21 protein-coding genes are annotated in these 19,371 nt (G+C 72.1%); 12 read left to right on the forward strand and 9 right to left on the reverse strand.

The features are described from left to right. Positions 1–31 precede the first annotated feature (31 nt). Together JOE63_RS14060 and JOE63_RS14065 are read right to left on the reverse strand one after the other, a co-directional pair. Positions 32–1,483: a hypothetical protein gene (locus tag JOE63_RS14060; protein WP_204542200.1), complete on the reverse strand. Its 1,452-nt coding sequence runs from the start codon at positions 1,481–1,483 to the stop codon at positions 32–34. Between the two features lie 86 nt (positions 1,484–1,569). After that, a complete protein-coding gene (locus tag JOE63_RS14065) occupies positions 1,570–2,610 on the reverse strand; it encodes a Gfo/Idh/MocA family oxidoreductase (RefSeq protein WP_204542202.1) in 1,041 nt (346 codons plus the stop codon). 163 nt (positions 2,611–2,773) lie between these two features. Here JOE63_RS14065 and JOE63_RS14070 point away from each other — a divergent pair, with 163 nt between their 5' ends. Further along, positions 2,774–3,487 carry an HNH endonuclease family protein gene (locus JOE63_RS14070; protein ID WP_239576706.1) on the forward strand — a complete coding sequence of 238 codons (714 nt, stop codon included), beginning with the start codon at positions 2,774–2,776 and terminating at the stop codon, positions 3,485–3,487. On the opposite strand, the gene JOE63_RS14075 is transcribed toward JOE63_RS14070, so the two are convergent. Then, the gene (locus tag JOE63_RS14075; RefSeq protein ID WP_239576707.1) at positions 3,400–5,769 is read right to left on the reverse strand and encodes an MMPL family transporter; all 2,370 of its coding nucleotides are present in this window, start codon (positions 5,767–5,769) and stop codon (positions 3,400–3,402) included. The two genes, JOE63_RS14070 and JOE63_RS14075, sit on opposite strands and share 88 nt — an antisense overlap. Before the next feature lie 38 nt (positions 5,770–5,807). Between JOE63_RS14075 and JOE63_RS14080 the strand changes: the two genes are divergently transcribed. The 4 genes from JOE63_RS14080 to lipA all read left to right on the forward strand — a co-directional run bounded on the left by JOE63_RS14080 (position 5,808) and on the right by lipA (position 9,580). Further along, complete coding sequence (locus JOE63_RS14080) at positions 5,808–6,314, forward strand: MarR family winged helix-turn-helix transcriptional regulator (protein WP_239576708.1); 507 nt, start codon at positions 5,808–5,810, stop codon at positions 6,312–6,314. 9 nt (positions 6,315–6,323) lie between these two features. Then, positions 6,324–7,010, forward strand: coding sequence for a lipoyl(octanoyl) transferase LipB (gene lipB / locus JOE63_RS14085; protein WP_204542206.1), 687 nt, complete (start codon positions 6,324–6,326; stop codon positions 7,008–7,010). An 83-nt stretch (positions 7,011–7,093) separates the two neighbouring features. Further along, complete coding sequence (locus tag JOE63_RS14090; RefSeq protein ID WP_204542207.1) at positions 7,094–8,461, forward strand: MFS transporter; 1,368 nt, start codon at positions 7,094–7,096, stop codon at positions 8,459–8,461. 108 nt (positions 8,462–8,569) lie between these two features. Further along, positions 8,570–9,580, forward strand: coding sequence for a lipoyl synthase (gene lipA / locus JOE63_RS14095; protein WP_204542209.1), 1,011 nt, complete (start codon positions 8,570–8,572; stop codon positions 9,578–9,580). 53 nt (positions 9,581–9,633) lie between these two features. Here the strand turns inward: lipA and JOE63_RS14100 are convergent, their stop codons facing one another. Next, positions 9,634–11,064, reverse strand: coding sequence for a transposase (locus JOE63_RS14100; RefSeq protein WP_239576709.1), 1,431 nt, complete (start codon positions 11,062–11,064; stop codon positions 9,634–9,636). 111 nt (positions 11,065–11,175) lie between these two features. Between JOE63_RS14100 and JOE63_RS21805 the strand changes: the two genes are divergently transcribed. Together JOE63_RS21805 and JOE63_RS14110 are read left to right on the forward strand one after the other, a co-directional pair. Beyond that, a complete protein-coding gene (locus JOE63_RS21805) occupies positions 11,176–11,964 on the forward strand; it encodes a transposase (RefSeq protein WP_204543739.1) in 789 nt (262 codons plus the stop codon). A gap of 5 nt (positions 11,965–11,969) precedes the next feature. Then, positions 11,970–12,713, forward strand: coding sequence for a DUF4191 domain-containing protein (locus tag JOE63_RS14110; protein ID WP_047233940.1), 744 nt, complete (start codon positions 11,970–11,972; stop codon positions 12,711–12,713). Between the two features lie 128 nt (positions 12,714–12,841). Here JOE63_RS14110 and JOE63_RS14115 read toward each other — a convergent pair whose 3' ends face one another. Continuing rightward, positions 12,842–13,318: an RDD family protein gene (locus JOE63_RS14115; RefSeq protein WP_087472346.1), complete on the reverse strand. Its 477-nt coding sequence runs from the start codon at positions 13,316–13,318 to the stop codon at positions 12,842–12,844. Between the two features lie 261 nt (positions 13,319–13,579). Between JOE63_RS14115 and glnA the strand changes: the two genes are divergently transcribed. Next, a complete protein-coding gene (gene glnA / locus JOE63_RS14120) occupies positions 13,580–15,004 on the forward strand; it encodes a type I glutamate--ammonia ligase (RefSeq protein WP_087472347.1) in 1,425 nt (474 codons plus the stop codon). A gap of 30 nt (positions 15,005–15,034) precedes the next feature. Here glnA and JOE63_RS14125 read toward each other — a convergent pair whose 3' ends face one another. Further along, positions 15,035–15,880: a tyrosine-type recombinase/integrase gene (locus JOE63_RS14125; RefSeq protein ID WP_204542212.1), complete on the reverse strand. Its 846-nt coding sequence runs from the start codon at positions 15,878–15,880 to the stop codon at positions 15,035–15,037. Between the two features lie 88 nt (positions 15,881–15,968). Between JOE63_RS14125 and JOE63_RS14130 the strand changes: the two genes are divergently transcribed. After that, complete coding sequence (locus tag JOE63_RS14130) at positions 15,969–16,256, forward strand: hypothetical protein (protein WP_204542213.1); 288 nt, start codon at positions 15,969–15,971, stop codon at positions 16,254–16,256. A 166-nt stretch (positions 16,257–16,422) separates the two neighbouring features. On the opposite strand, the gene JOE63_RS14135 is transcribed toward JOE63_RS14130, so the two are convergent. Beyond that, the gene (locus JOE63_RS14135; RefSeq protein ID WP_204542214.1) at positions 16,423–16,560 is read right to left on the reverse strand and encodes a hypothetical protein; all 138 of its coding nucleotides are present in this window, start codon (positions 16,558–16,560) and stop codon (positions 16,423–16,425) included. A gap of 93 nt (positions 16,561–16,653) precedes the next feature. Here JOE63_RS14135 and JOE63_RS14140 point away from each other — a divergent pair, with 93 nt between their 5' ends. Both JOE63_RS14140 and JOE63_RS14145 read left to right on the forward strand, forming a co-directional pair. Further along, positions 16,654–16,857 (forward strand): hypothetical protein, encoded by a 204-nt coding sequence (locus tag JOE63_RS14140; RefSeq protein WP_204542215.1) that lies wholly within the window; start codon positions 16,654–16,656, stop codon positions 16,855–16,857. 207 nt (positions 16,858–17,064) lie between these two features. Continuing rightward, positions 17,065–17,550, forward strand: a complete 486-nt coding sequence (locus tag JOE63_RS14145) for a hypothetical protein (protein WP_204542217.1) — start codon at positions 17,065–17,067, stop codon at positions 17,548–17,550. Between the two features lie 28 nt (positions 17,551–17,578). Here JOE63_RS14145 and JOE63_RS14150 read toward each other — a convergent pair whose 3' ends face one another. Continuing rightward, a complete protein-coding gene (locus JOE63_RS14150; protein WP_204542219.1) occupies positions 17,579–18,019 on the reverse strand; it encodes a hypothetical protein in 441 nt (146 codons plus the stop codon). A 41-nt stretch (positions 18,020–18,060) separates the two neighbouring features. Next, positions 18,061–18,255 carry a hypothetical protein gene (locus tag JOE63_RS14155; RefSeq protein ID WP_204542221.1) on the reverse strand — a complete coding sequence of 65 codons (195 nt, stop codon included), beginning with the start codon at positions 18,253–18,255 and terminating at the stop codon, positions 18,061–18,063. Between the two features lie 169 nt (positions 18,256–18,424). On the opposite strand from JOE63_RS14155, the gene JOE63_RS14160 reads away from it, so the two are divergent. Then, the gene (locus JOE63_RS14160; protein WP_204542223.1) at positions 18,425–19,333 is read left to right on the forward strand and encodes a glycoside hydrolase family 19 protein; all 909 of its coding nucleotides are present in this window, start codon (positions 18,425–18,427) and stop codon (positions 19,331–19,333) included. Positions 19,334–19,371 lie beyond the last annotated feature (38 nt).

Genomic DNA, 19,371 nt, shown 5'->3' on the forward strand with positions numbered 1-19,371 from the left:
TCGGGCCGAGCCGTGCGCGTGACGGTGCGGGTCACCGCACCTCGGCGACACGCCACCCGTCGTCGGTCCAGCGGAGCACGAGCACGACGGTGGTCCGTGGCGTCGCAGGCACCTGCAGCTCGCCCTCGCCCGTACGCTGCCGGTGGGCGCTGACGGCGTAGTCGACCTCGACGACCGGGTCCGCGGGCTCGACGCCCTCCCCCGCCGTCGCGGGTGACCAGTCCTCGGCGAGCCGGGCGTCGAAGACCTCCGCGCGCGCGTCGAGCACGTCCACGCCGTCGAGCGCCTCGAGCACCGCGACGTCGCGCGCCTCCGCCGACGAGCCCGCGACCACCACCGACGACAGGTCGCCCGTGCCCTCGGTGAGCAGCGCGAGCCTCCGTGCGGTGAGCGCGCGCGCAGCGCCGCTCGGGTCGGCCGGGTCGAGAACCGCCCGGGCGTCCGCCTCCGGCTCGACGGCGGTCGTGGCCGCGACCGGGGCGGGCTCGTCGCCGTCGAGCGGCGCCGTCCCGGACGGCCCGAGAAGGACCAGCAGCAGCACGAGCGCCGCGCACCCGGCGAGGATCGCCAGGCTCGTGCCGACCGCGCGGAGGGTCCGTCGTCGTCGGGTCCGGGCGCCCCGCCCTCGGATCGTGGCACCACCCCCCGTGGCGCTCGCGGACGCCGTCGGCGACCCGACGCCCGGCCGCACGGCACGCCGGCCGCCGAACGCGCCCGCGACGAGACGCGCGGCGTCGGGCATCACGACCGGCCGCGGTTCGACGGCGTCGTAGCAGCGTGCGGCGAAGGTCCCCGCGGCCGGGCGTGCAGAGGGTTCGTCGCGCAGCGCGACCGCGAGCTCGGCGTGCAGCGCCGTGAGGTCGCGGGCGTCGTCCGGGTCGCCGGACGCCCGGTAGGACGGATGGCTCGACGCCGGGGGCGGCACGAGGTCGAGCACCAGGCGCGCGAGGTCGCGCACGTCGTCCGCGGCCGTCCCGCGTGCGGGCGCCAGAGATGGCCGCAGGACCGCACGACCGCCGGCCGAGACGACCACCGACGCGGCGTCGAGGCCACCGTGCACGCGCCCGTCCCGGTGGAGCGCGGCGAGGCCCTGCGCGACCGGGACCAGCACCGTGACGGCCTCGGCGGCCCGGAAGGGCTCCCGGGCAGCCGCCAGCTCGTCGAGGCGCAGCCCGTCGACGTGGTCGGTGAGGACCCCGAGCGACGCCTCCCCCGCCTCCACGACGCCGCGCACCGCCACGAGGTGCTCGTGATCCTCGGAGAGGGCACGCAGGTGCTCGACCAGCGCGGCGCGAGCCCCCGGCTCCTCGGGGACCGTCAGCCGCGTGACCTCGCACACGGTGCCCACGGCGTCGGAGGCGACGATCCCCCCGGTCGCGCCGGGCTCCCGCCGCACCGACCACCCCGCGGCGGCGAGCACGGGCACCAGGTCCGCGACGGACTCCACGGGCGGTCGCGCACGGCGCGGCGTCGGCAAGGGCATGTCACCATCTCACCGCGTGCCGGCCCCTGAAGCACCGTTGTCCACAGGCCGGATCGCGGGCCGCGCGGCCGGGTTCCCGGGGGCGGTCAGACGTCGAGCAGGCGGCCCTCGCGGGCGCTGCGGCGGGCGGCGTCCAGGACCTCGGCGGTCCGGACGGCGTCGCGCGGGTCGACGGGGACGGGGCCGTCGTCGAGGATCCAGGCGGCGACGGCACGGTAGAAGTCGGCGTGCCCGCCCGGGGCCTGCGCGACGGGCTCGCGCTCGCGACCGCGCGTGACCCAGCCGAGCGTGCCCTCGGGGGCGGCGTCGTCGAAGACCTCGAAGGGCGACGCGTCGTTCTCGAACGTCGTGACGACGTACGCCCCGGCCGTGCCGAGCACGCGCGTGCGGGGCCCCGGGGCGCCGACGACGGAGCCGGCCCAGAGGCGGCTCACGACCGCGTTGCCGTCGGCGTCGGGCTCGTGGTGGAGCACCAGGAACACGTCGTCCTCGGTGGGGGTGGTGTGCGAGCGCAGCTCGGCCCACACGGCCGTCACGCGCCCGAAGAGCTGGGTCGCGGAGTCGACGAGGTGCGGCCCGAGGTCGAGGAGCAGGCCGCCGCCGACGGGGTCATTCTCCTTCCAGCGCTGCTGCGGCACGGGGCGCCACCGCTCCCACCGGCGTTCGAAGGTGTGGACGCGCCCGATCTCCCCGCGGACGAGCACCGAGCGCAGGGTGAGCTGCTCGGGGTCCCAGCGACGGTTCTGAAAGACGGTGAGGGGCGTGCCGGCCTCCTCCGCGGCGGCGACGACGGCGCCGGCGGCGACGGCGCCGAGCGCGAGCGGCTTGTCGACGACGACCGGCACCCCCGCGCGCAGGAGCGCCGAGGCGTGGTCCGCGTGCAGGGCGGACGGGCTGGCGACCACGACGACGTCGTAGGCGGCGCGGTCGGCGACGAGCCTGTCGAGGTCGTCGTGCAGGTGCACCTCGGGCCAGTCCTCGACCGCGGCGGCGCGACGCTCGGGCGACCGGACGACGACCGCCGTGACGACGTGCCCGGTCTCGCGGACGAGGCGCGCGTGGATGCCGCGGCCCGCTCCCCCGTACCCGACGATCCCGACCCTGAGCGTGCGTGCGGCGGTGTCCATGCCGACCAATCTAGCCGTGCCGCCGACCGGTACCGGCGGGGTCCCGTGGAGTGGTCCGAGCACCCTCCCGGACCTGGCAGAATGTGCGCGTTGGTCCGGTATGGAGCGCTGCGTACCGTCTCGCGCGGGTCGGGCCGAGAATCGGTTTCGGGAAGGTCGTCCCTTGAGCACCACGAGCCGCCGCGTCCCTCGTCGGAGCGTCCTGCGCTACGTGCTGATCGCCCTGGCGGTCGCCATCGTGGTCGCGAACGTCATCAACCAGCAGTCGGTCGCCGCCGACGACGAGCCGGACCCCGCCCCGGGCAGCGCGCTCGAGGCGCTGGCGCGGCTCGAGGTCAAGGGCCCCGGCCCGGACACGGGCTACGAGCGGGAGCTCTTCGGTCCCGCGTGGGCGGACGTCGACGGCAACGGGTGCGACACCCGCAACGACATCCTCGCGCGCGACCTGACCGACCTCACGTTCTCGACGCGGGGCGAGGTCTGCGAGGTGCGCACCGGCACGTTCCAGGACCCGTACACGGGCGAGACCATCGACTTCCGCCGCGGCAACGCGACGAGCATGGCCGTCCAGATCGACCACGTGGTCCCGCTGATGGACGCGTGGCGCAAGGGCGCGCGCGCCTGGGACGACGAGACGCGCCGGCAGTTCGCCAACGACCCGCTCAACCTGCTCGCGTCCGACGGCCCCGCGAACCAGTCCAAGGGCGCGCGCGACGCGTCGGCGTGGCTGCCCCCGAACCACGCGTTCCGATGCCCGTACGTCGCACGGCAGATCGCGGTGAAGACCGCCTACGAGCTCTCCGTGACGCCCTCCGAGTCGGAGGCGATGGCACGCGTGCTCGAGGACTGCCCCGCCGAGCCGGTCCCCGCGGGCTGACCCTGCTCCCCCGGCCCCCGGTCGGTACGCCCGAGGGCGCTCGGCCACCAGGCCCGACGACCGACGTCGTGCACGAGCGCGGGCACGAGCAGCGAGCGCACCACGAGCGTGTCCACGAGGACGCCGAACGCGACGATGAACGCGAGCTGGGCGAGGAACAGCAACGGGATGATGCCGAGCGCGGCGAACGTCGTCGCGAGCACGACGCCCGCGGACGTGATGACCGACCCGGTGACCGCGAGACCGCGCAGCACGCCGCGCCGTGTCCCGACCCGCAGGCTCTCCTCCCGTACGCGCGTCATGAGGAAGATCGAGTAGTCGACCCCGAGCGCGACGAGGAAGCAGAACGCGTAGAGCGGGACGGCCGGGTCGGCGCCCGGGAAGCCGAGCACGTGGTCGAACACGATCGCGGCGACGCCCAGCGCGGCGCCGAACGACAGCACGTTCGCGAGCATGAGCAGGACCGGCGCGACGATCGACCGCAGCAGCAGGACGAGGATGAGCAGGATCACGGCGAGGACGACCGGCACGATGACCCGCAGGTCGCGCTGGCCCGCGAGCTGGGTGTCGAGGCGCTCAGCAGCGGCACCGCCGACCACCGCCTCGGGCGAGACGTCGTGCACGGCGTCACGGAGCGCGGAGACCGTCTCGACGGCCTCCTGGCTGTCCGAGGGCGCGTCCGTGGTGACGTCGACGCGCACCTGGCCGTCGACGACCACGGGGTCGCCCTGCGCCGGCGCACCCGGCGCCGCTGCGGGCTGGTCCGTGACGGGGTTCGCGGCCGCCACGCCTTCGACGCCCTCGGCGGCCGCGACGACGGCGTCGAGGTCCTCCTCGGGGGCGACGACGGTCGCGGGCTGCGCGGAGACACCCTCGAAGTGCTCGGTGAGCGCCGCCTCCCCGGCGACGGAGTCGACGTCCGCGAGGAACACCTCCGAGTCACCGGTGCCCTCGGCGTCGAGCGTCGGGACGAACGCCGCGCACGCGGCGAGGACGAGTGCCGTGACGACCCACACGCGCCGGTCGTGCCGGCCGACGAAGCTCGCGACGCGCGACCAGACGCCGTGGCCCTCGACGCGCACCGCGTCGTCGCTCTCGACGTCCGCGGGCTGCGCGTCCGCGACTCCCCCGTCGTGCTGCGTGTGCGCGCCCTCGTACCGGGGCATGCGCGGCCAGAATAGGCCGCGCGACCGCTGGCCCGCGACCAGCAGGAGCGCCGGGAGGAGCGTGAGGGCCGCGACGAACGCCGCGGCGATGCCGATCGCCGCGACCGGGCCGAGGCTGCGGTTGGACGACAGGTCGGACAGGAGCAGGCACAGCAGGCCCGCGATCACCGTCCCGGCGCTCGCCGCGATCGGCTCGACGGACGCGCGCACGGCGCGCCGCAGCGCCGTCGTGGTCGAGCGGACGAGGCGCAGCTCCTCCCGGTACCGCGCGACGACGAGCAACGAGTAGTCGACCGCGGCGCCGACGACGAGGATCGAGAGGATGCCCTGGGACTGCCCGTTGAGCGTGAGGACGTCGGCCGCGGCGAGGTGGTAGACGACGAGGCCGGCGAGCGTCAGTGCGAGCACGGCCGTGAGGATGACGAGGAACGGCAGGATCGGCGACCGGTAGACGATCGCGAGGATGACGAGCACAGCGCCGAGCGCGACGAGCAGGAGGACGGTGTCGATCCCGCCGAACGCGGTGACGAGGTCGGCGACGAACCCGGCCGGGCCCGTGACCCACACGTCGAGCGAGGTACCCGCGAGCCCGCCCTCGGACGCGTCCGCGGCGGCGAGGTCGCGCAGCGCGCCGACGGCGAGCTCGCTCACGCTGTCCTCGTCGGCGCCGATCCGGTCCGACGCCACGGAGGCGTCGAGAGAGACGACGACGAGCGCGGCCTCGCCGTCCTCGGACGGCACGACGACCGGGTCGGCGACGGAGACGTCGCCCACGGTCGCGGGCTCGTCGCCCGACGTGCCCTCGAGCGGGGCGCCCGGCACGGCCTTCGCGTAGGCGTCGAGCGCGGCGAGGTCGTCGGGTGTCAGAGCGCTCCCGTCACCCGTCGTGGCGACGACGAGCGCGGGGAGGGTCTCGGAGTCCGTGAACTCCTGCGCGACCTCGGCCGCGCGCGTGGACTCGGCGCTCGCCGGGAGGAACGCGGCGGCGTCGTTCGTCTGCACGCTGCTCAGGCGGCCCTGCGCCTGCCCTCCCAGCGCGCCGATCGCCATCCACAGACCGATGACTGCGACAATGATCAGCCCGCGGAGGAACCCGCCCGTCCTATTGCTCAGCATGCTGAGGAATGGTGCCATGGCGGAGGGAGGAATGCACGTTGGAGCACGCGTCGAGCAACAACGCCGCCGGGCCGCACGCCGGCCCCGACGTCGGCGACCCCACACCCACCGACCCTCAGGAGTGGGCCACCGGCCGCCTCCTGTTCGCCGTCGCGCGCCGGATCGAGCGGGAGTGGAACGCCCACCTCGGGCAGTGGGACCTCAACCATGCGGGCTTCCCCGTGCTCATGCACCTGCTCGCCGGACCCCGCTCGCAGCGCGTCCTCGCCGAGGAGTCGGGCGTGACCGAGCAGACCATGAGCCGGGTCGTCGCCCGGCTCGAGCGCTCCGGGTACGTGACCCGCACCGACGACCCCGCCGACCGCCGCCGCCGCGCCGTCGCGATCACCGCGGCCGGGCGCGAGGCGGGCCTGGCCGCCGCGCGGCGTCGTCCCGCCGAGGAGCTCGCGACCCGCGGTCTCGACGACGCGCAGGTCGCGGCGCTGCGGGACGCCCTCCTCGCCCTGCTCGAGACCCTGCCCCGCACACCCCACGACGAGGGCTAACCTGAGCCGATGGACCTGCTCGCGCTGCCCGGGATCACGGAGTACCACGAGGCCTGGGACCTCCAGCGCGCGGTGCACGACGACGTCGTCGCGACCACCCGCCCGGACACCCTGATCCTCGTCGAGCACCCCTCCGTCTACACCGCCGGCCGCCGCACGCGCCGTGACGAGCGGCCCGACGACGGCACGCCTGTCGTGGACGTCGACCGCGGCGGGAAGATCACCTGGCACGGCCCGGGCCAGCAGGTCGCCTACCCGGTCGTGCGGCTCGCCGAGCCGGTCGACGTCGTCGGGTACGTGCGCGCGCTCGAGGAGGCCGTCATGGGCGTGTGCGCGCGCCTCGGCCTCGTGACGATGCGCGTCGAGGGGCGGAGCGGGGTCTGGGTCGCGGCCGACGAGACCCGCCGCGAGCGCAAGGTCTGCGCGATCGGCGTGCGCGTCGCCAAGGGCGTGACGATGCACGGCCTCGCCCTCAACTGCGTCCCCGACCTCTCCCGCTTCGATCGGATCGTCCCCTGCGGGATCGAGGACGCCGACGTGACGTCGCTCACCGCCGAGCTCGGGCGCGAGGTCACGCTCGCCGAGGTCGCGCCGCTGCTCGTGGCCGCGCTGGAGGACGCGCTCGCGCCGCTGCTCGCCGCGACCGCGTCCGACCACGCCCCCGTCGCCGCCCCGCAGGACGCGCTCGCGGGCTAGGCTGGGAAGTCCAGGGAATCCTCGCGCGCCGGAGTACGGGTGGGTCGGCGCGCGGTAGGACGTACCCCGAGGACCTGGACCGCATGACCACCACCCCCGCGCGCCCGACGTCGCGCGCCCGCACCACCCCACCCCTGCCTGCACCTCCCCGACCGGACGCGCCCGCGCGCACCGGATACGCCCGCCTGCCGCAGCTCGCGGGGCGCGCGTTCCTCCCCGTGGCGTTCCTCGCCCGGCTCCCGTTCTCGATGCTCACCATCGGGACCCTGCTCCTCGTCTCGTCGACGACCGGGTCCGTCGCGCTCGGCGGGCTCGCCTCGGCGGCGACGGCGCTCGGCACGGCCCTCGGCGGCCCGGCCCAGGGCGCGCTCGCCGACCGCGTCGGTCAGCGCCGGGTCCTGCTCGTCGCCGTCCCCGTCGCGACGCTCGCCGTGCTCGGCCTCGTGCTCGCCGCCACGGCGCCCGGGGCGACGGCCGCCGTCCTCGCCGCCGCGGCGGTGACGGGGGCGAGCGCACCGCAGGTCGGCCCGCTCGCGCGCGTGCGCTGGCTCCGGCTCGCCGCCGACGAGCCGCGCACCGTCGAGGCCGCGATGAGCTACGAGAGCACCGCCGACGAGGTGAGCTTCGTGCTCGGCCCCGCGCTCGTCGGCGTCCTCGCGTCGGCCGGCTCGCCACAGGTCGCGGTCCTCGTCGCCGCGGGCGGCATCGCCGTCTTCGGCACCGCGTTCGCCCTCCACCCGACGGCGCGCGCGACCGGCGTCCAGCTCCCCGCCGCCTCGTCCGACGCCATTCCGGGCGAGGGCATGACGAGGTCGGCCACGGGTGCCGTCGGGACGTTCGCGCTCGTGCGGCGTGAGGCCGTCGTGCTCGTCGGGATGCTCGCGATGGGCCTCCTGTTCGGCGGGACGCAGGCCGCGCTCACCGCGCTCACCCGCGACGCGGGCGTCCCCGGTAGCGCGGGCCTCGTCTACGCCGTGATGGGGGTGGGCTCCGCCGTCACCGCGCTGTCGGTCGTCGCGCTCCCCCGCCGGTGGGGTCTGCGCAGCCGGTGGATCACGTTCGCCGCCGGGCTCGTCGCGGGCACGCTCGCCCTCGTCCTCTCCGCTGCCCTCGCCGCCGCGAGCGGCTCGCTGACGGCCGTCGTCGTCGCGGTCGCCGCGACCGGCCTGTTCGTCGGGCCGGTCATGGTCACGGTGTTCACCGTCGCGGGCGACCGTGCCCCTGCCGGGCGGACGGCGTCGGCCATGACGCTCGTGGCGAGCGCGAACGTCGTCGGCGTCGCGATCGGCGCGTCCGGGGGCGGCGCGCTCGCCGACGCCGTGTCGACGACGAGCGCCTTCGCGCTCCCGGTGGTCGCGGCGGTCCTGCTCGTCGTGACCGGGGTGTCGTTGACGTCACGTCCACAGGGTGAGCGACGCGCGGGAGACGACGAGCGCGAGCGCGTAGTCTGACCGGAGTCCGGCGTCGTACCAGGGCACGCGCACCCGAACGGTGCGCCGCCCACCTGCCTGCTCGGCGCGACGTCGGCGCTCACTCGCCACGACGACCGGGAGACACCCGTGACGATCGCACCTGAAGGACGGCGCATGCTGCGGGTCGAGGCCCGCAACGCCGCGACGCCGATCGAGAAGAAGCCCGAGTGGATCAAGACCCGCGCGACGATGGGTCCTGAGTACTCCGAGCTCAAGGGCCTCGTGAAGCGCGAGGGCCTGCACACGGTCTGCGAGGAGGCGGGCTGTCCCAACATCTTCGAGTGCTGGGAGGACCGCGAGGCGACGTTCCTCATCGGCGGCGACCAGTGCACGCGGCGGTGCGACTTCTGCCAGATCGACACGGGCAAGCCGGCCGACTTCGACGCCGACGAGCCGCGTCGCGTCGCGGAGTCCGTCCAGGCGATGGGCCTGCGCTACTCGACGATCACGGGCGTCGCGCGTGACGACCTGCCCGACGGCGGCGCCTGGCTCTACGCGGAGACCGTCCGCCAGATCCACCAGCTCAACCCGGGCACCGGCGTCGAGCTGCTCATCCCCGACTTCAACGCGATCCCCGAGCTGCTCGACGAGGTGAACGCGTCGCGCCCCGAGGTGCTCGCGCACAACCTCGAGACCGTGCCGCGCATCTTCAAGCAGATCCGCCCGGGCTTCCGCTACGAGCGCTCGCTGTCGGTCCTCACGCGGGCGCGCGAGGCCGGGCTGGTGACCAAGTCGAACATCATCCTCGGCATGGGCGAGACGATCGCGGAGGCCAAGGACGCGCTGCAGGACCTGCACGACGCCGGCTGCGACCTCGTGACGATCACGCAGTACCTGCGCCCGTCGCTGCGCCACCACCCGGTGGACCGGTGGGTCAAGCCCGAGGAGTTCGTCGAGCTGTCCGACGCCGCGGAGGAGATCGGCTTCCTCGGCGTCATGTCCGGCCCCCTCGTGCGGTCGTCGTACCGCGCGGGACGCCTGTGGGGCCAGGCCATGACGCGCCGCGGCATGGAGATCCCGGCGGCGCTCGCGCACCTCGCCGAGCCGACGACGTCCCGCCAGGAGGCCGCGAGCCTGCTGGCCCGCGCACCCCACTAAAGCCTGTCGAACAACGTCGGTGAGGTGTTCGGCAGCGTCCTTCCCGGACGTCCCTATCCCACGTTGGCGGCGAGGGTTCCCACGTCGTTCGGGCTGGTTTCACTCGCGCGAATGCGCGGGCCAGAGCCTTCCCGTCGGTGGGCGTTGGTGACCTGGCCTCGTGCTTCGGGGTCCAGGACCTGGGAGAAGTGGCGCTCGCCCCAGGTGGCGAGATTGACCGCGGCGTTCAGGTCTCGGTCGGTGGTGTGCTTGCAGTGCTCGCAGACGAAGACGCGATCGGCGAGCGTGAGTGTCTGGTTGACGTTCTCGCAGGCGGAGCAGGTCTTCGAGGAAGGGAACCACCGGTCGGCAACCAGGACGTGGCCGCCTCGCCAGGATTGCTTGTAGGTGATCTGGCGGGCGAGCTCGCCCCAGGCCGCATCAGAGATGGCTACGGCGAGCCGGTGGTTGGCGAGCATGCCGGTGATGTTCAGGTCTTCGATGACGAGCCGGTCGTGAGTCTGGACCAGCAGGTTGGAGACCTGGTGCAGGAAGTGATGACGGCGAGCACGGACCCGCTCATGGTGACGGGCAAGCCGGCGCACGGCGGCACGCCGACTCACGGAGCCCCTGACCTTGCGGGACACGGACTTCTGCAGACGCCGGGTCACGGGTTGCGCCGCCCGCAGGGCCTTGGGCGCCTCCGCGATGCGCAGCGGTTGGGTGCCGTCGGCAAGGGCGGCGACGACGGGTGCGTGCAGTCCACGGTCCACGCCGACCCACCCGCCGCGGTCGGCGTCGTCACGCACGGGGTGGCGGGCGGCGGGGTGGAGGTCGGTGGCCTCGACGTTCACGCTGATGCGCCACCGCCCGCCACGGCGGGAGACCGTCGCGAACAGGATGCGCGCCCGCCCGGAAGCGATCATGCGCCGCAGCCGGCGGGTGTCGTCGTGGACCTTGATCGCGCCGATGCCGGGCAGCGTGACCGACCGGGGTCCGGCCTCACCGAGACGGATCGTGGCGCGCTGGCCAGCCTTGGTCGTGGAGACCTTGTTGCGCATGCGGAACGAGCCGCGTTCGTGGTTCTTCTTCTTGAACCTGGGGTGCCCGACCGGCCGTCCTGCGCGCTTGCCGCGCCGGGAGTCGGTCCACGCCTTCAGGGCCTTGCCGAGATCCACCACGGCTTCCTCGAAGACCTGCGCGGATACCTCGGTGCGCCAGGCAAGGCCGGTGACCTCCAACTGCGCAGCACCCGAGCCGTCGACGACGAAGCGGCGGCCGGCGTCCTCGGACTTCTTCCACGCGTTGAACGCATTGATCAGGTCGAACCCGGTCCACGGGACCTCGACGTCGACGACGGCTTTCTTGACGGCGTGGCGGGCGTTCAGGTGCAGGCGTAGGCCCTGGTTGAACGCGAACCGCGCGGCGCCCTCGTGGCGGGCCAGGGCGCGTGCCTGCTCCACGGTGGGGTCAGCCACCCACTGGAACGTCGTATGCCGAGTCATCGACCAGCACGGTAGCGACCAGCACTGACACGACCCGGGGATGTCTGTGCCGACCTCCACGATTCCCGTCCGTGTGACTGTCCCGGCCCTCGCCGCTGCTAACCTTCCGACCTGACCGACGCCGCCTGGGCGCGCATCACAGCGCTCGTGGTCCCCATCCACGACCGCGGCGGGCGCCCGTGCTGCGAGCACCGGTGGCGCGAGTACGTCAACGCGCTGCCGTTCGTCGTGACGACAGGCATCCCCTGGCGAGCGCTGCCGCACGACTTCGCCGTCTCCTGGTCCGCGACGCACAAGCACTTCACCAGATGGACCAGCCGCGGGCTGTGGCAACGTGTGCTCACCATGCTGCGCGGCCAGGACCGGAGCGCGGACGGGCGCCACGAGCACCCGACCGCCGCAGTCGAGGATTCCTCGTCCGTCCAGTCCACACCTGTACCAGGACCACGCAGGTTCGACAGCGCGAAGAAGGTCGACGGCATCAAACGACACATCCTCCTCGACACCGCCGGACGGCCCCCGGCCACCCACGTGACCGCGGCAAACGTCCAGGACCGGCCCGCGCTCGCCGACCCGCTCATGAAGAACCCGTGCCCGTCGGTGACGCATGTCTGGGGCCGAAAACGGCTACACCGGCCAAGCAGGCACCCAAGCAGCGACCAAGGCCGGGATCGAGCTTCAGATCGTCTCCGGCCCCAAACCCGTCGACGGGTTCGTCGTCCAACCACGACGCTGAGTCGTCGAACGCACCAACGGCTGGATCAACCGCCACCGACGCCTCGCCCGCCAGTACGAGAGCCCGCTCACAACCCACGAAGCATTCATCATCCTCTCCCAGACCCGGCTCCTGCTACGCCGACTCGACCGCCACGGATAGTCGTTCGACAGGCTTTAGACTGACCGGCATGGCCCGCAAGAACTCGGACAGCACCGGCGCGCCCGCCGCCGGCGAGCAGGTCGCGAAGCAGAAGAAGCCCAAGAAGCAGCGCTGGTACCACCAGGTGTGGGCCGCGTACCAGATGACGCGCAAGCAGGACCCTGCGGTCACGTGGGTCATGCTCGGCGTGTTCGTCGGCATCCTCGCCGTCGCGCTCGGCATCGGCCTGTGGTGGGGCCAGTGGGTCTACACGCTCATCGTCGGCATCCCGTTCGCGGCGCTGGGCGCGATGTTCGTGCTCACGCGCCGCGCCGAGCGCGCCGCCTACCAGCAGATCGAGGGTCAGCCCGGCGCAGCGCGCGCCGCGCTCGGGACGATCCGCCGCGGCTGGACGTTCGACGAGGAGCCGGTCGCGATCGACCCGCGCACGCAGGACCTCGTGTTCCGCGGCGTCGGCCGGGCGGGTGTCGTGCTGGTGAGCGAGGGTCCGGCGCACCGCGCGAAGCGTCAGCTCGACGCCGAGCGCAAGCGCGTCGCGCGCGTGCTGCCGAACGTGCCGATCACGACGATCCAGGTCGGCGACGAGGAGGGCCAGGTCGCCCTCCCCAAGCTCCCGCGCGCCGTCCAGAAGCTCAAGCCGTCGCTCACCAAGCCGGAGACGGCCGAGGTGTCCAAGCGTCTGCGCGCCCTCGGGGTCTCGCGCCTGCCGATCCCCAAGGGCATCGACCCGACGCGCGCCCGCCCCGACCGCAAGGGCCTCAAGGGTCGCTGACCAGACTTCCTGCTGCACGACGACGCCCGGCCGGGCGAGGCTCGCTCCTCACCGGCCGGGCGTCGTCGTCCCGCGTGACTGCTGGCCCCGGGTGACCCCGCTGCGCGGGACGCACGTCGGAGCCGCCGTCAGGTGCGGACCAGGACGGTGCCCGCAGCGCGGTCGTGGAGCCCGCGCCCGTCGGCGTCCCACACGACCGCGGGGATGACGAGGCAAAGGAGCACGGTCCGCAGCGCCCCGCGGCCGATCCCGACCATGCGCGCCGGCTCAGCCAGGCGACGGACCCGCATGCCCATGACACGGTGACCGACCGTGAAGCCGAGCGTGCTCACCAGCAGGACGTTCTCGATAGCGAAGACCAGCGGCTGCGACCAGACCGGCAGCGCCGAGATGCCCTCGAAGAATCCCGGTGCGGCGGGCCGGAAGAAGAGGAACGCGACGAGCGTCGCGAGCACCCAGTCGATGACGAGCGCGACGACGCGCCGCCCCAGGGTCGCGAGCGAGCCCGGTCCGTCCGGCGGGAGGCCGAGCCGCGCGCCCCGGCCGTCCTGCTGTCCGCCCGGGGTGCCCTCGAGCCACGAACCCATGTCCTCGCGTGAAACCACGGGACCAGGGTACGTGCCGGTCGGTGGACGACCTCGACGGTGCGGGCGCGCACGGCGGTATCGTGCCGAACGGCACACCGCCCGCCGGCGGCTGCCGCGTGCCCTCGTGTAGCACGAACGTCACACGGGGACGCGGGACGTAACACGCCCGAAACAATGGGTACATGGCGGGGAAACCGCCTCGGCCTAGGTTCGTGGGCGCCACGTCAGCGGCAGGTTCGCCGCGCAGCCCGACGGCACCACCCGATCAAGGAGCAACGGATGTTCAACAACGCGGAGGAGGCAATCGCCTTCACGCGGAACGAGGGCGTCGAGTTCGTCGACGTCCGGTTCTGCGACCTGCCCGGCATCATGCAGCACTTCAACATCCCCGTCTCGCAGTTCGACGAGAAGGCGTTCGAGGACGGCCTGATGTTCGACGGGTCGTCGATCCGCGGCTTCCAGGCGATCCACGAGTCGGACATGAAGCTCGTGCCGGACGTCAAGACCGCGTTCGTGGACCCGTTCCGCAAGCGCAAGACGCTGGTCGTGAACTTCTCGATCGTCGACCCGTTCACGGGTGAGCCGTACTCGCGCGACCCCCGCAACATCGCGGCCAAGGCCGAGGCGTACCTGCGCTCCACCGGCATCGCCGACACCGCGTTCTTCGCGCCCGAGGCCGAGTTCTACCTCTTCGACGAGGCCCGCTTCGCGACGAACCAGCACTCGAGCTTCTACTACCTCGACTCGATCGAGGCCGCGTGGAACACCGGTCGCGAGGAGGAGGGTGGCAACCTCGCGTACAAGACGCGCTACAAGGGCGGCTACTTCCCCGTCTCCCCGTCCGACCGCTTCGCGGACCTGCGCGACGACATGTGCGCGACGCTGGAGCAGGTCGGCCTCGAGGTCGAGCGCGCGCACCACGAGGTGGGCACCGCCGGCCAGCAGGAGATCAACTACCGCTTCAACACGCTGCTGCACGCGGCCGACGACCTGATGAAGTTCAAGTACGTCATCCGCAACGAGGCGTTCGAGGCCGGCAAGTCCGTCACCTTCATGCCGAAGCCGATCTTCGGCGACAACGGCTCGGGCATGCACTCCCATCAGTCCCTCTGGAAGGACGGCAAGCCGCTGTTCTTCGACGAGAAGGGCTACGGCGGTCTCTCCGACCTCGCGCGCTGGTACATCGGCGGCCTGCTCAAGCACGCTCCGTCGCTCCTCGCGTTCACGAACCCGTCGGTGAACTCCTACCACCGCCTGGTCCCCGGCTACGAGGCCCCGGTCAACCTGGTCTACTCGGCCCGCAACCGCTCCGCGTGCATCCGCATCCCGGTGACCGGCTCGTCCGCCGCTGCGAAGCGCGTCGAGTTCCGCGTCCCGGACCCGTCGGCCAACCCGTACCTCGCGTTCGCCGCGCAGCTCCTCGCCGGCATCGACGGCATCAAGAACCGCATCGAGCCGCCGGAGCCGATCGACAAGGACCTCTACGAGCTGCCGCCCGAGGAGCACGCGCAGATCCAGCAGGTCCCCGCGTCGCTCGGCGAGGCCCTCGACGCGCTCGAGGCCGACCAGGAGTACCTCACTGAGGGTGGCGTCTTCACGCCGGACCTCATCCAGACGTGGATCGACTACAAGCGCGCCAACGAGATCGACCCGATCCGCCTGCGCCCGCACCCCCACGAGTTCGAGCTCTACTACGACATCTGATCGGTCCTGTGCGTCTGACCTGCGCAGACGCTAGCCGGACGATGCTGTAGTCCGCAGAGAGTCCGCACGAGCCGCCAGCACTGCACCAACGGCGGCTCGTGTGGACTCTTCTGTGTCTGGCCACAGGTGGGCGTAGGTGTCGAGCGTCGTCTTCGCGGACGCGTGCCGCAACCGCGCCTGGACCACCTTCACGTCCGCACCCGCAGCCATGAGCAGCGACGCGTAGTAGTGCCGCAGCTCGTGGAACCGAAACACGGCTGGCAACCCGGCCGCGAACCGCGCATCACGCACGGCGCGGGTGAGCTGCCACGGCCCGACCTGTTCCTGCAACTCGGTCGTCAGGAACGTCCCGTCCGACGGATGCTCCTTGAGGTGCGCCGCCAGCTCGAGGGAGAGCTCCCGCGCGATCGGTAGCGGGTTCTTCGACTCGTCCGTCTTGAGCAGCTCGGCGGGGTACTGGACCGTCGGCGAGATGACGCCGCGCATGAAGTCGATGTCGACGACCCGTAGCCCACACACCTCCGCGGTTCGCAGGCCCGCGAACGCGCCCAGCAGGACCGCGGGACGCAGCCCGAACGGCATCGCGTCGTGCAGCACCCACACCTGATCCGTCGACGCAATGAATGCCCGCTGCTTCCTGGCCGGCGGTGCCGTCCGCCGCGAGCACGGGTTCCTCGGGATCATCCCGTCGTGCACCGCGTCCGTGAGGATCTGCGACAGTCGAGCATGGAGCGCGTACACGTAGGACTGCGCCGCTCCCCCGTCCTTCAGCGACGCCACCCACGTCTTCACGTGCGACGCCCGCAGCCCCTGTAGCCGGTGCCCGCCGAGCCCGGCCTTGATCTGCGCGAACGCCCGATCGCAGCAGATTCGCATCCAGGCACGCGTTGACGCGGACCCGAACTACAACCCCGCCACCGCACCGTCCCAGATCCGCAGGGCCCGCGGCGGCATCATCCCCGGCATGCCCTCGTCCACCGACAACCTGCGCGCCGACGTCGCGTCCGGCGAGTACCTCGTCAACGCCGACGCCACCGCGAAGAACCGGCAGCTCCTCGACGCGATCAACCAGGGTCGCCAGCCCGTGCTGCCGCAGTCGGGTGTCATGACACCCACGTCCGTGTCGCTTGAGGGCGCGAACATCACCATCGAGGTCGACGGCACCAGTTTCCGCGGCTACGTCCGCCAACAGGCGCGTGTCGAAGCCACGTCGGCGATCCTTACCGCGCAGAAGCGGCCCGCGGCGCGCTGAACTCGCCCCCATTGGTGAGGCCTCTAGCAGCGACCAACATCCGTGCCGATCTCTCCGCACTTCCCACATTGGAGCGCCTCGACACTGCCGAGCTTGTGCAGGAAGAACGGCCGACAGGCGTTGCAGTACGAGCAAAAGTGGTTCCCGATGGGCACTCCGTCGGCCATCAAAGCCCCAACCCACCAAGCTCATCGTCGATCATCTTGTCGACCTCCTTGTCGACGGCCTTCTCGATCGCAGCCTCGACCTCCGCCTCGGTCGCATCCTCCGGAACCTTGACCTCGGACTCGCGCTCGAACGACATGCTCACCCTCCCCTTCGCCACGACCATCGTGACCTGGATCACAGTAGCGAGAAGTCGGTGAACCTGTCGGCGCAACGTGCCATGCTCGGGGCCATGGCACAGCTTCAGATATTCACAGGGTCCGGTCAGCCGACGCTCGCACTAACCGTCGACGACGGCAGGGTGGAGGAGTACAAGGCGCTGCTCGAGGACCGACTCAAGGGCGGCGTCGCCGAGATCGAGTCTGAGGACGGTGCTCGGCGCCCGCAGACGTACTACATCGTGCCCAGCAACGTGACGGCCTGGACCTTCCGCTAGTCCGGCATGAGCGACGCTCCGAAGACGTGCCCGACGTGCAACGTGCCGACCAGGCTTAGCGCCAACGGCAGAGTGCCCGGTATCTCCGACGTCCCGCTGGTGCCGCTTCCCGTGTTCTGCTGCCCGAGGTGCAAGACGACCTGGGTGCTCGATGCGAAGTAGACCCTACCCCCGCGCATGTCGGTGGGGCGTGGGATGCTCCGGGGCATGACGAACACGGAAGACCCTCTGGTCCCACCCACCGACGCTACAAGCCTTCATCAGCAGGTTGAGCAGCTCACCGAAGGCGCCGACCCTTACCTCGACACCGTCCTCAAGGCAGTTTTGGGGAACCGCTCCGAGAACGAGGACACGAGCCTCCCCCTGACCGTGCTCACGCCGGGCGGAGTCGTGAGCGGAACGGTGGTCTCCGCGCGCCGATGGTCCAAGCATCTGCGCGCGAGCCTCACAACGGGCAATGAGGCCGTTGACGGCGCCTTTGGGAGGCTCTTCGACGACATCCAGACCGACTACGAGGAGTTCGTCGACGCGTTGGACGCTCATGAGCTTCCGTACCCGGCCTTCTCGTACATCCACTTCGAGGACGCGGTCGTCTACGCCGGCAATGTCCCTCTGAACGGCGGGAACTTTCGCGTCGAGCGGCGCAAGATCGGCGGCTGGAGCTTCGGGCTCTTCAAGCCCAACGACGGCTAAGCGTCCTCGAGCGACTCCCACCACTCGATCAGGTCCCCCTCCGCCGACCCGCACGACGTTCCCGCGCCGCGTGCCGGACCTTTCGCGACGTCCCGCGCTCGGCGAGATCGTCGAGGACGACATCGGCGGTGACGTTCTCCACCAGCTGTCGCTGGCACCACAGGGTGAGGTCGGGCAGGTCATCGACGATCGACCGGGGTCGCACGACGAGGTCACGAATCAGCGCCCATTCCCGGAGTCTCTGTTCTGCAAAGGCCCTTCCGGGCGATGCCCCGAGACCGTCGACCCAGGAGCGGCCCTCGGTGAGGTCGACGTGCTGCAGGACGTCTACGACGACGACCCTGGCCATCTCATCGCCCTCGACGACTGCTTCCTTGAGCAGCGGACGGAGGTCCTCGCGCCGGACCGCGCCCGCGTAGACGGCCCACCGGCTGTGCTCGTCGTCGAGGTCGACGTCGCTCGTGCCCAATCCTCCGGCAAGGAGACGGAGAAGGTCTCGGCCACGCGGAGTCACTCCCGGTCCTCCGGTTGTCCGAGGAGCGCGTCGACTTCGTCACTGCTCAGAACCCGATGCGCCTCGCCACGCACCGCCCTGTCCGGAAGGGCCCGGTCTTTAACGGTCCCCTCGGTGTCGGCGAACTCGGGGAAGTCGGCCACGACGAAGAGCTTCTCGGCGGCTGCGCTTCTTCCCGGCTCGGACGACACGGTGCCCAACCTAGCCGCGGCTCGGCGGCTCACCGAGTGCTTTCGCCCGTCGCCCCTGTGATCTTCTGCCCGGTCAGGAGGCCCCAGAAGTCCTGGTTGTCAGGCACGCACGTCGCGCGCTAGTTTGTGAGCGGCGGTAACGATGCCGCCCACACGAGCAGGGGGATTCATGAGCACACGCTTCCGGCGCGCCCTCACGGCCGTCGCGTCCGCGCTGGTGTCGACCGTCGTGGCGGCGTCGCTCGCCGCTCCGGCGAGCGCGTCCGCGGCGCCCGCGGCCGCCGACCCGTCCGCGAGCGCCGCGTGCGCCGCGACGTGGTCGGCCACGACGGCGTACTCGGGCGGCCAGACGGCGTCGCACCACGGGCGGAACTGGACGGCCCGCTGGTGGACGCAGCGCGAGACGCCTGGCTCGACGAGCGTCTGGGTCGACGCGGGCCGGTGCACGGGGGGCGGGGACGACTTCGTCGTCAGCCGCGAGGAGTTCGACGCGATCTTCCCGAACCGGCACCCGTTCTACACGTACGACGGGTTCGTCGACGCGCTGGGCGCCTACCCCGCGTTCGCGAGCACGGGCACGCCCGAGACACGGACGCGCGAGGTCGCGGCGTTCCTCACCCACGCGGACTTCGAGTCGGTGGGCCTGCGGTACGTGAAGGAGATCAACGAGGCGAACTACTGGATCAAGTGCGACTACTCCCAGCCGTTCGGCTGCCCCGCCGGCCAGACGGCGTACTACGGTCGCGGGCCGATCATGTTCAGCTGGAACTTCAACTACAAGGCTGCGGGCGACGCGCTCGGGATCGACCTGCTGAACGACCCGTGGCTGGTCGAGGAGGACCCGTCCGTCGCGTGGCAGACGGCGCTCTGGTACTGGAACACGCAGAACGGCCCCGGGGTGATGACGTCGCACCAGGCGATGGTCTCGGGTTCCGGGTTCGGCCAGACCATCAACTCGCTCAACGGTGCGCTCGAGTGCGACGGCGGCAACCCCGCCTCCGTGCAGTCCCGGGTGGACCGTTACGTGCGCATCACCGAGGTCCTGGGCGTGGCCCCGGGCTCGGGCCTGTACTGCTGACCGGGCTGGCCCGCGTGCAGTGAGGCGGGTGCGGTGCG

The organism is Cellulosimicrobium cellulans (assembly GCF_016907755.1).
Classification (GTDB): Bacteria; Actinomycetota; Actinomycetes; order Actinomycetales; family Cellulomonadaceae; genus Cellulosimicrobium; species Cellulosimicrobium cellulans_D.

Bases quoted from the DNA above. Each gene is read 5' to 3' on its own strand.
- JOE63_RS14060 (WP_204542200.1), bottom strand. From the start codon at position 1,483: ATGCCCTTGCCGACGCCGCGCCGTGCGCGACCGCCCGTGGAGTCCGTC.
- JOE63_RS14065 (WP_204542202.1), bottom strand. From the start codon at position 2,610: ATGGACACCGCCGCACGCACGCTCAGGGTCGGGATCGTCGGGTACGGG.
- JOE63_RS14075 (WP_239576707.1), bottom strand. From the start codon at position 5,769: ATGCTGAGCAATAGGACGGGCGGGTTCCTCCGCGGGCTGATCATTGTC.
- lipB (WP_204542206.1), top strand. From the start codon at position 6,324: ATGGACCTGCTCGCGCTGCCCGGGATCACGGAGTACCACGAGGCCTGG.
- JOE63_RS14090 (WP_204542207.1), top strand. From the start codon at position 7,094: ATGACCACCACCCCCGCGCGCCCGACGTCGCGCGCCCGCACCACCCCA.
- JOE63_RS14100 (WP_239576709.1), bottom strand. From the start codon at position 11,064: ATGACTCGGCATACGACGTTCCAGTGGGTGGCTGACCCCACCGTGGAG.
- JOE63_RS14110 (WP_047233940.1), top strand. From the start codon at position 11,970: ATGGCCCGCAAGAACTCGGACAGCACCGGCGCGCCCGCCGCCGGCGAG.
- glnA (WP_087472347.1), top strand. From the start codon at position 13,580: ATGTTCAACAACGCGGAGGAGGCAATCGCCTTCACGCGGAACGAGGGC.
- JOE63_RS14125 (WP_204542212.1), bottom strand. From the start codon at position 15,880: ATGCGAATCTGCTGCGATCGGGCGTTCGCGCAGATCAAGGCCGGGCTC.
- JOE63_RS14130 (WP_204542213.1), top strand. From the start codon at position 15,969: ATGCCCTCGTCCACCGACAACCTGCGCGCCGACGTCGCGTCCGGCGAG.
- JOE63_RS14135 (WP_204542214.1), bottom strand. From the start codon at position 16,560: ATGTCGTTCGAGCGCGAGTCCGAGGTCAAGGTTCCGGAGGATGCGACC.
- JOE63_RS14140 (WP_204542215.1), top strand. From the start codon at position 16,654: ATGGCACAGCTTCAGATATTCACAGGGTCCGGTCAGCCGACGCTCGCA.
- JOE63_RS14145 (WP_204542217.1), top strand. From the start codon at position 17,065: ATGACGAACACGGAAGACCCTCTGGTCCCACCCACCGACGCTACAAGC.
- JOE63_RS14160 (WP_204542223.1), top strand. From the start codon at position 18,425: ATGAGCACACGCTTCCGGCGCGCCCTCACGGCCGTCGCGTCCGCGCTG.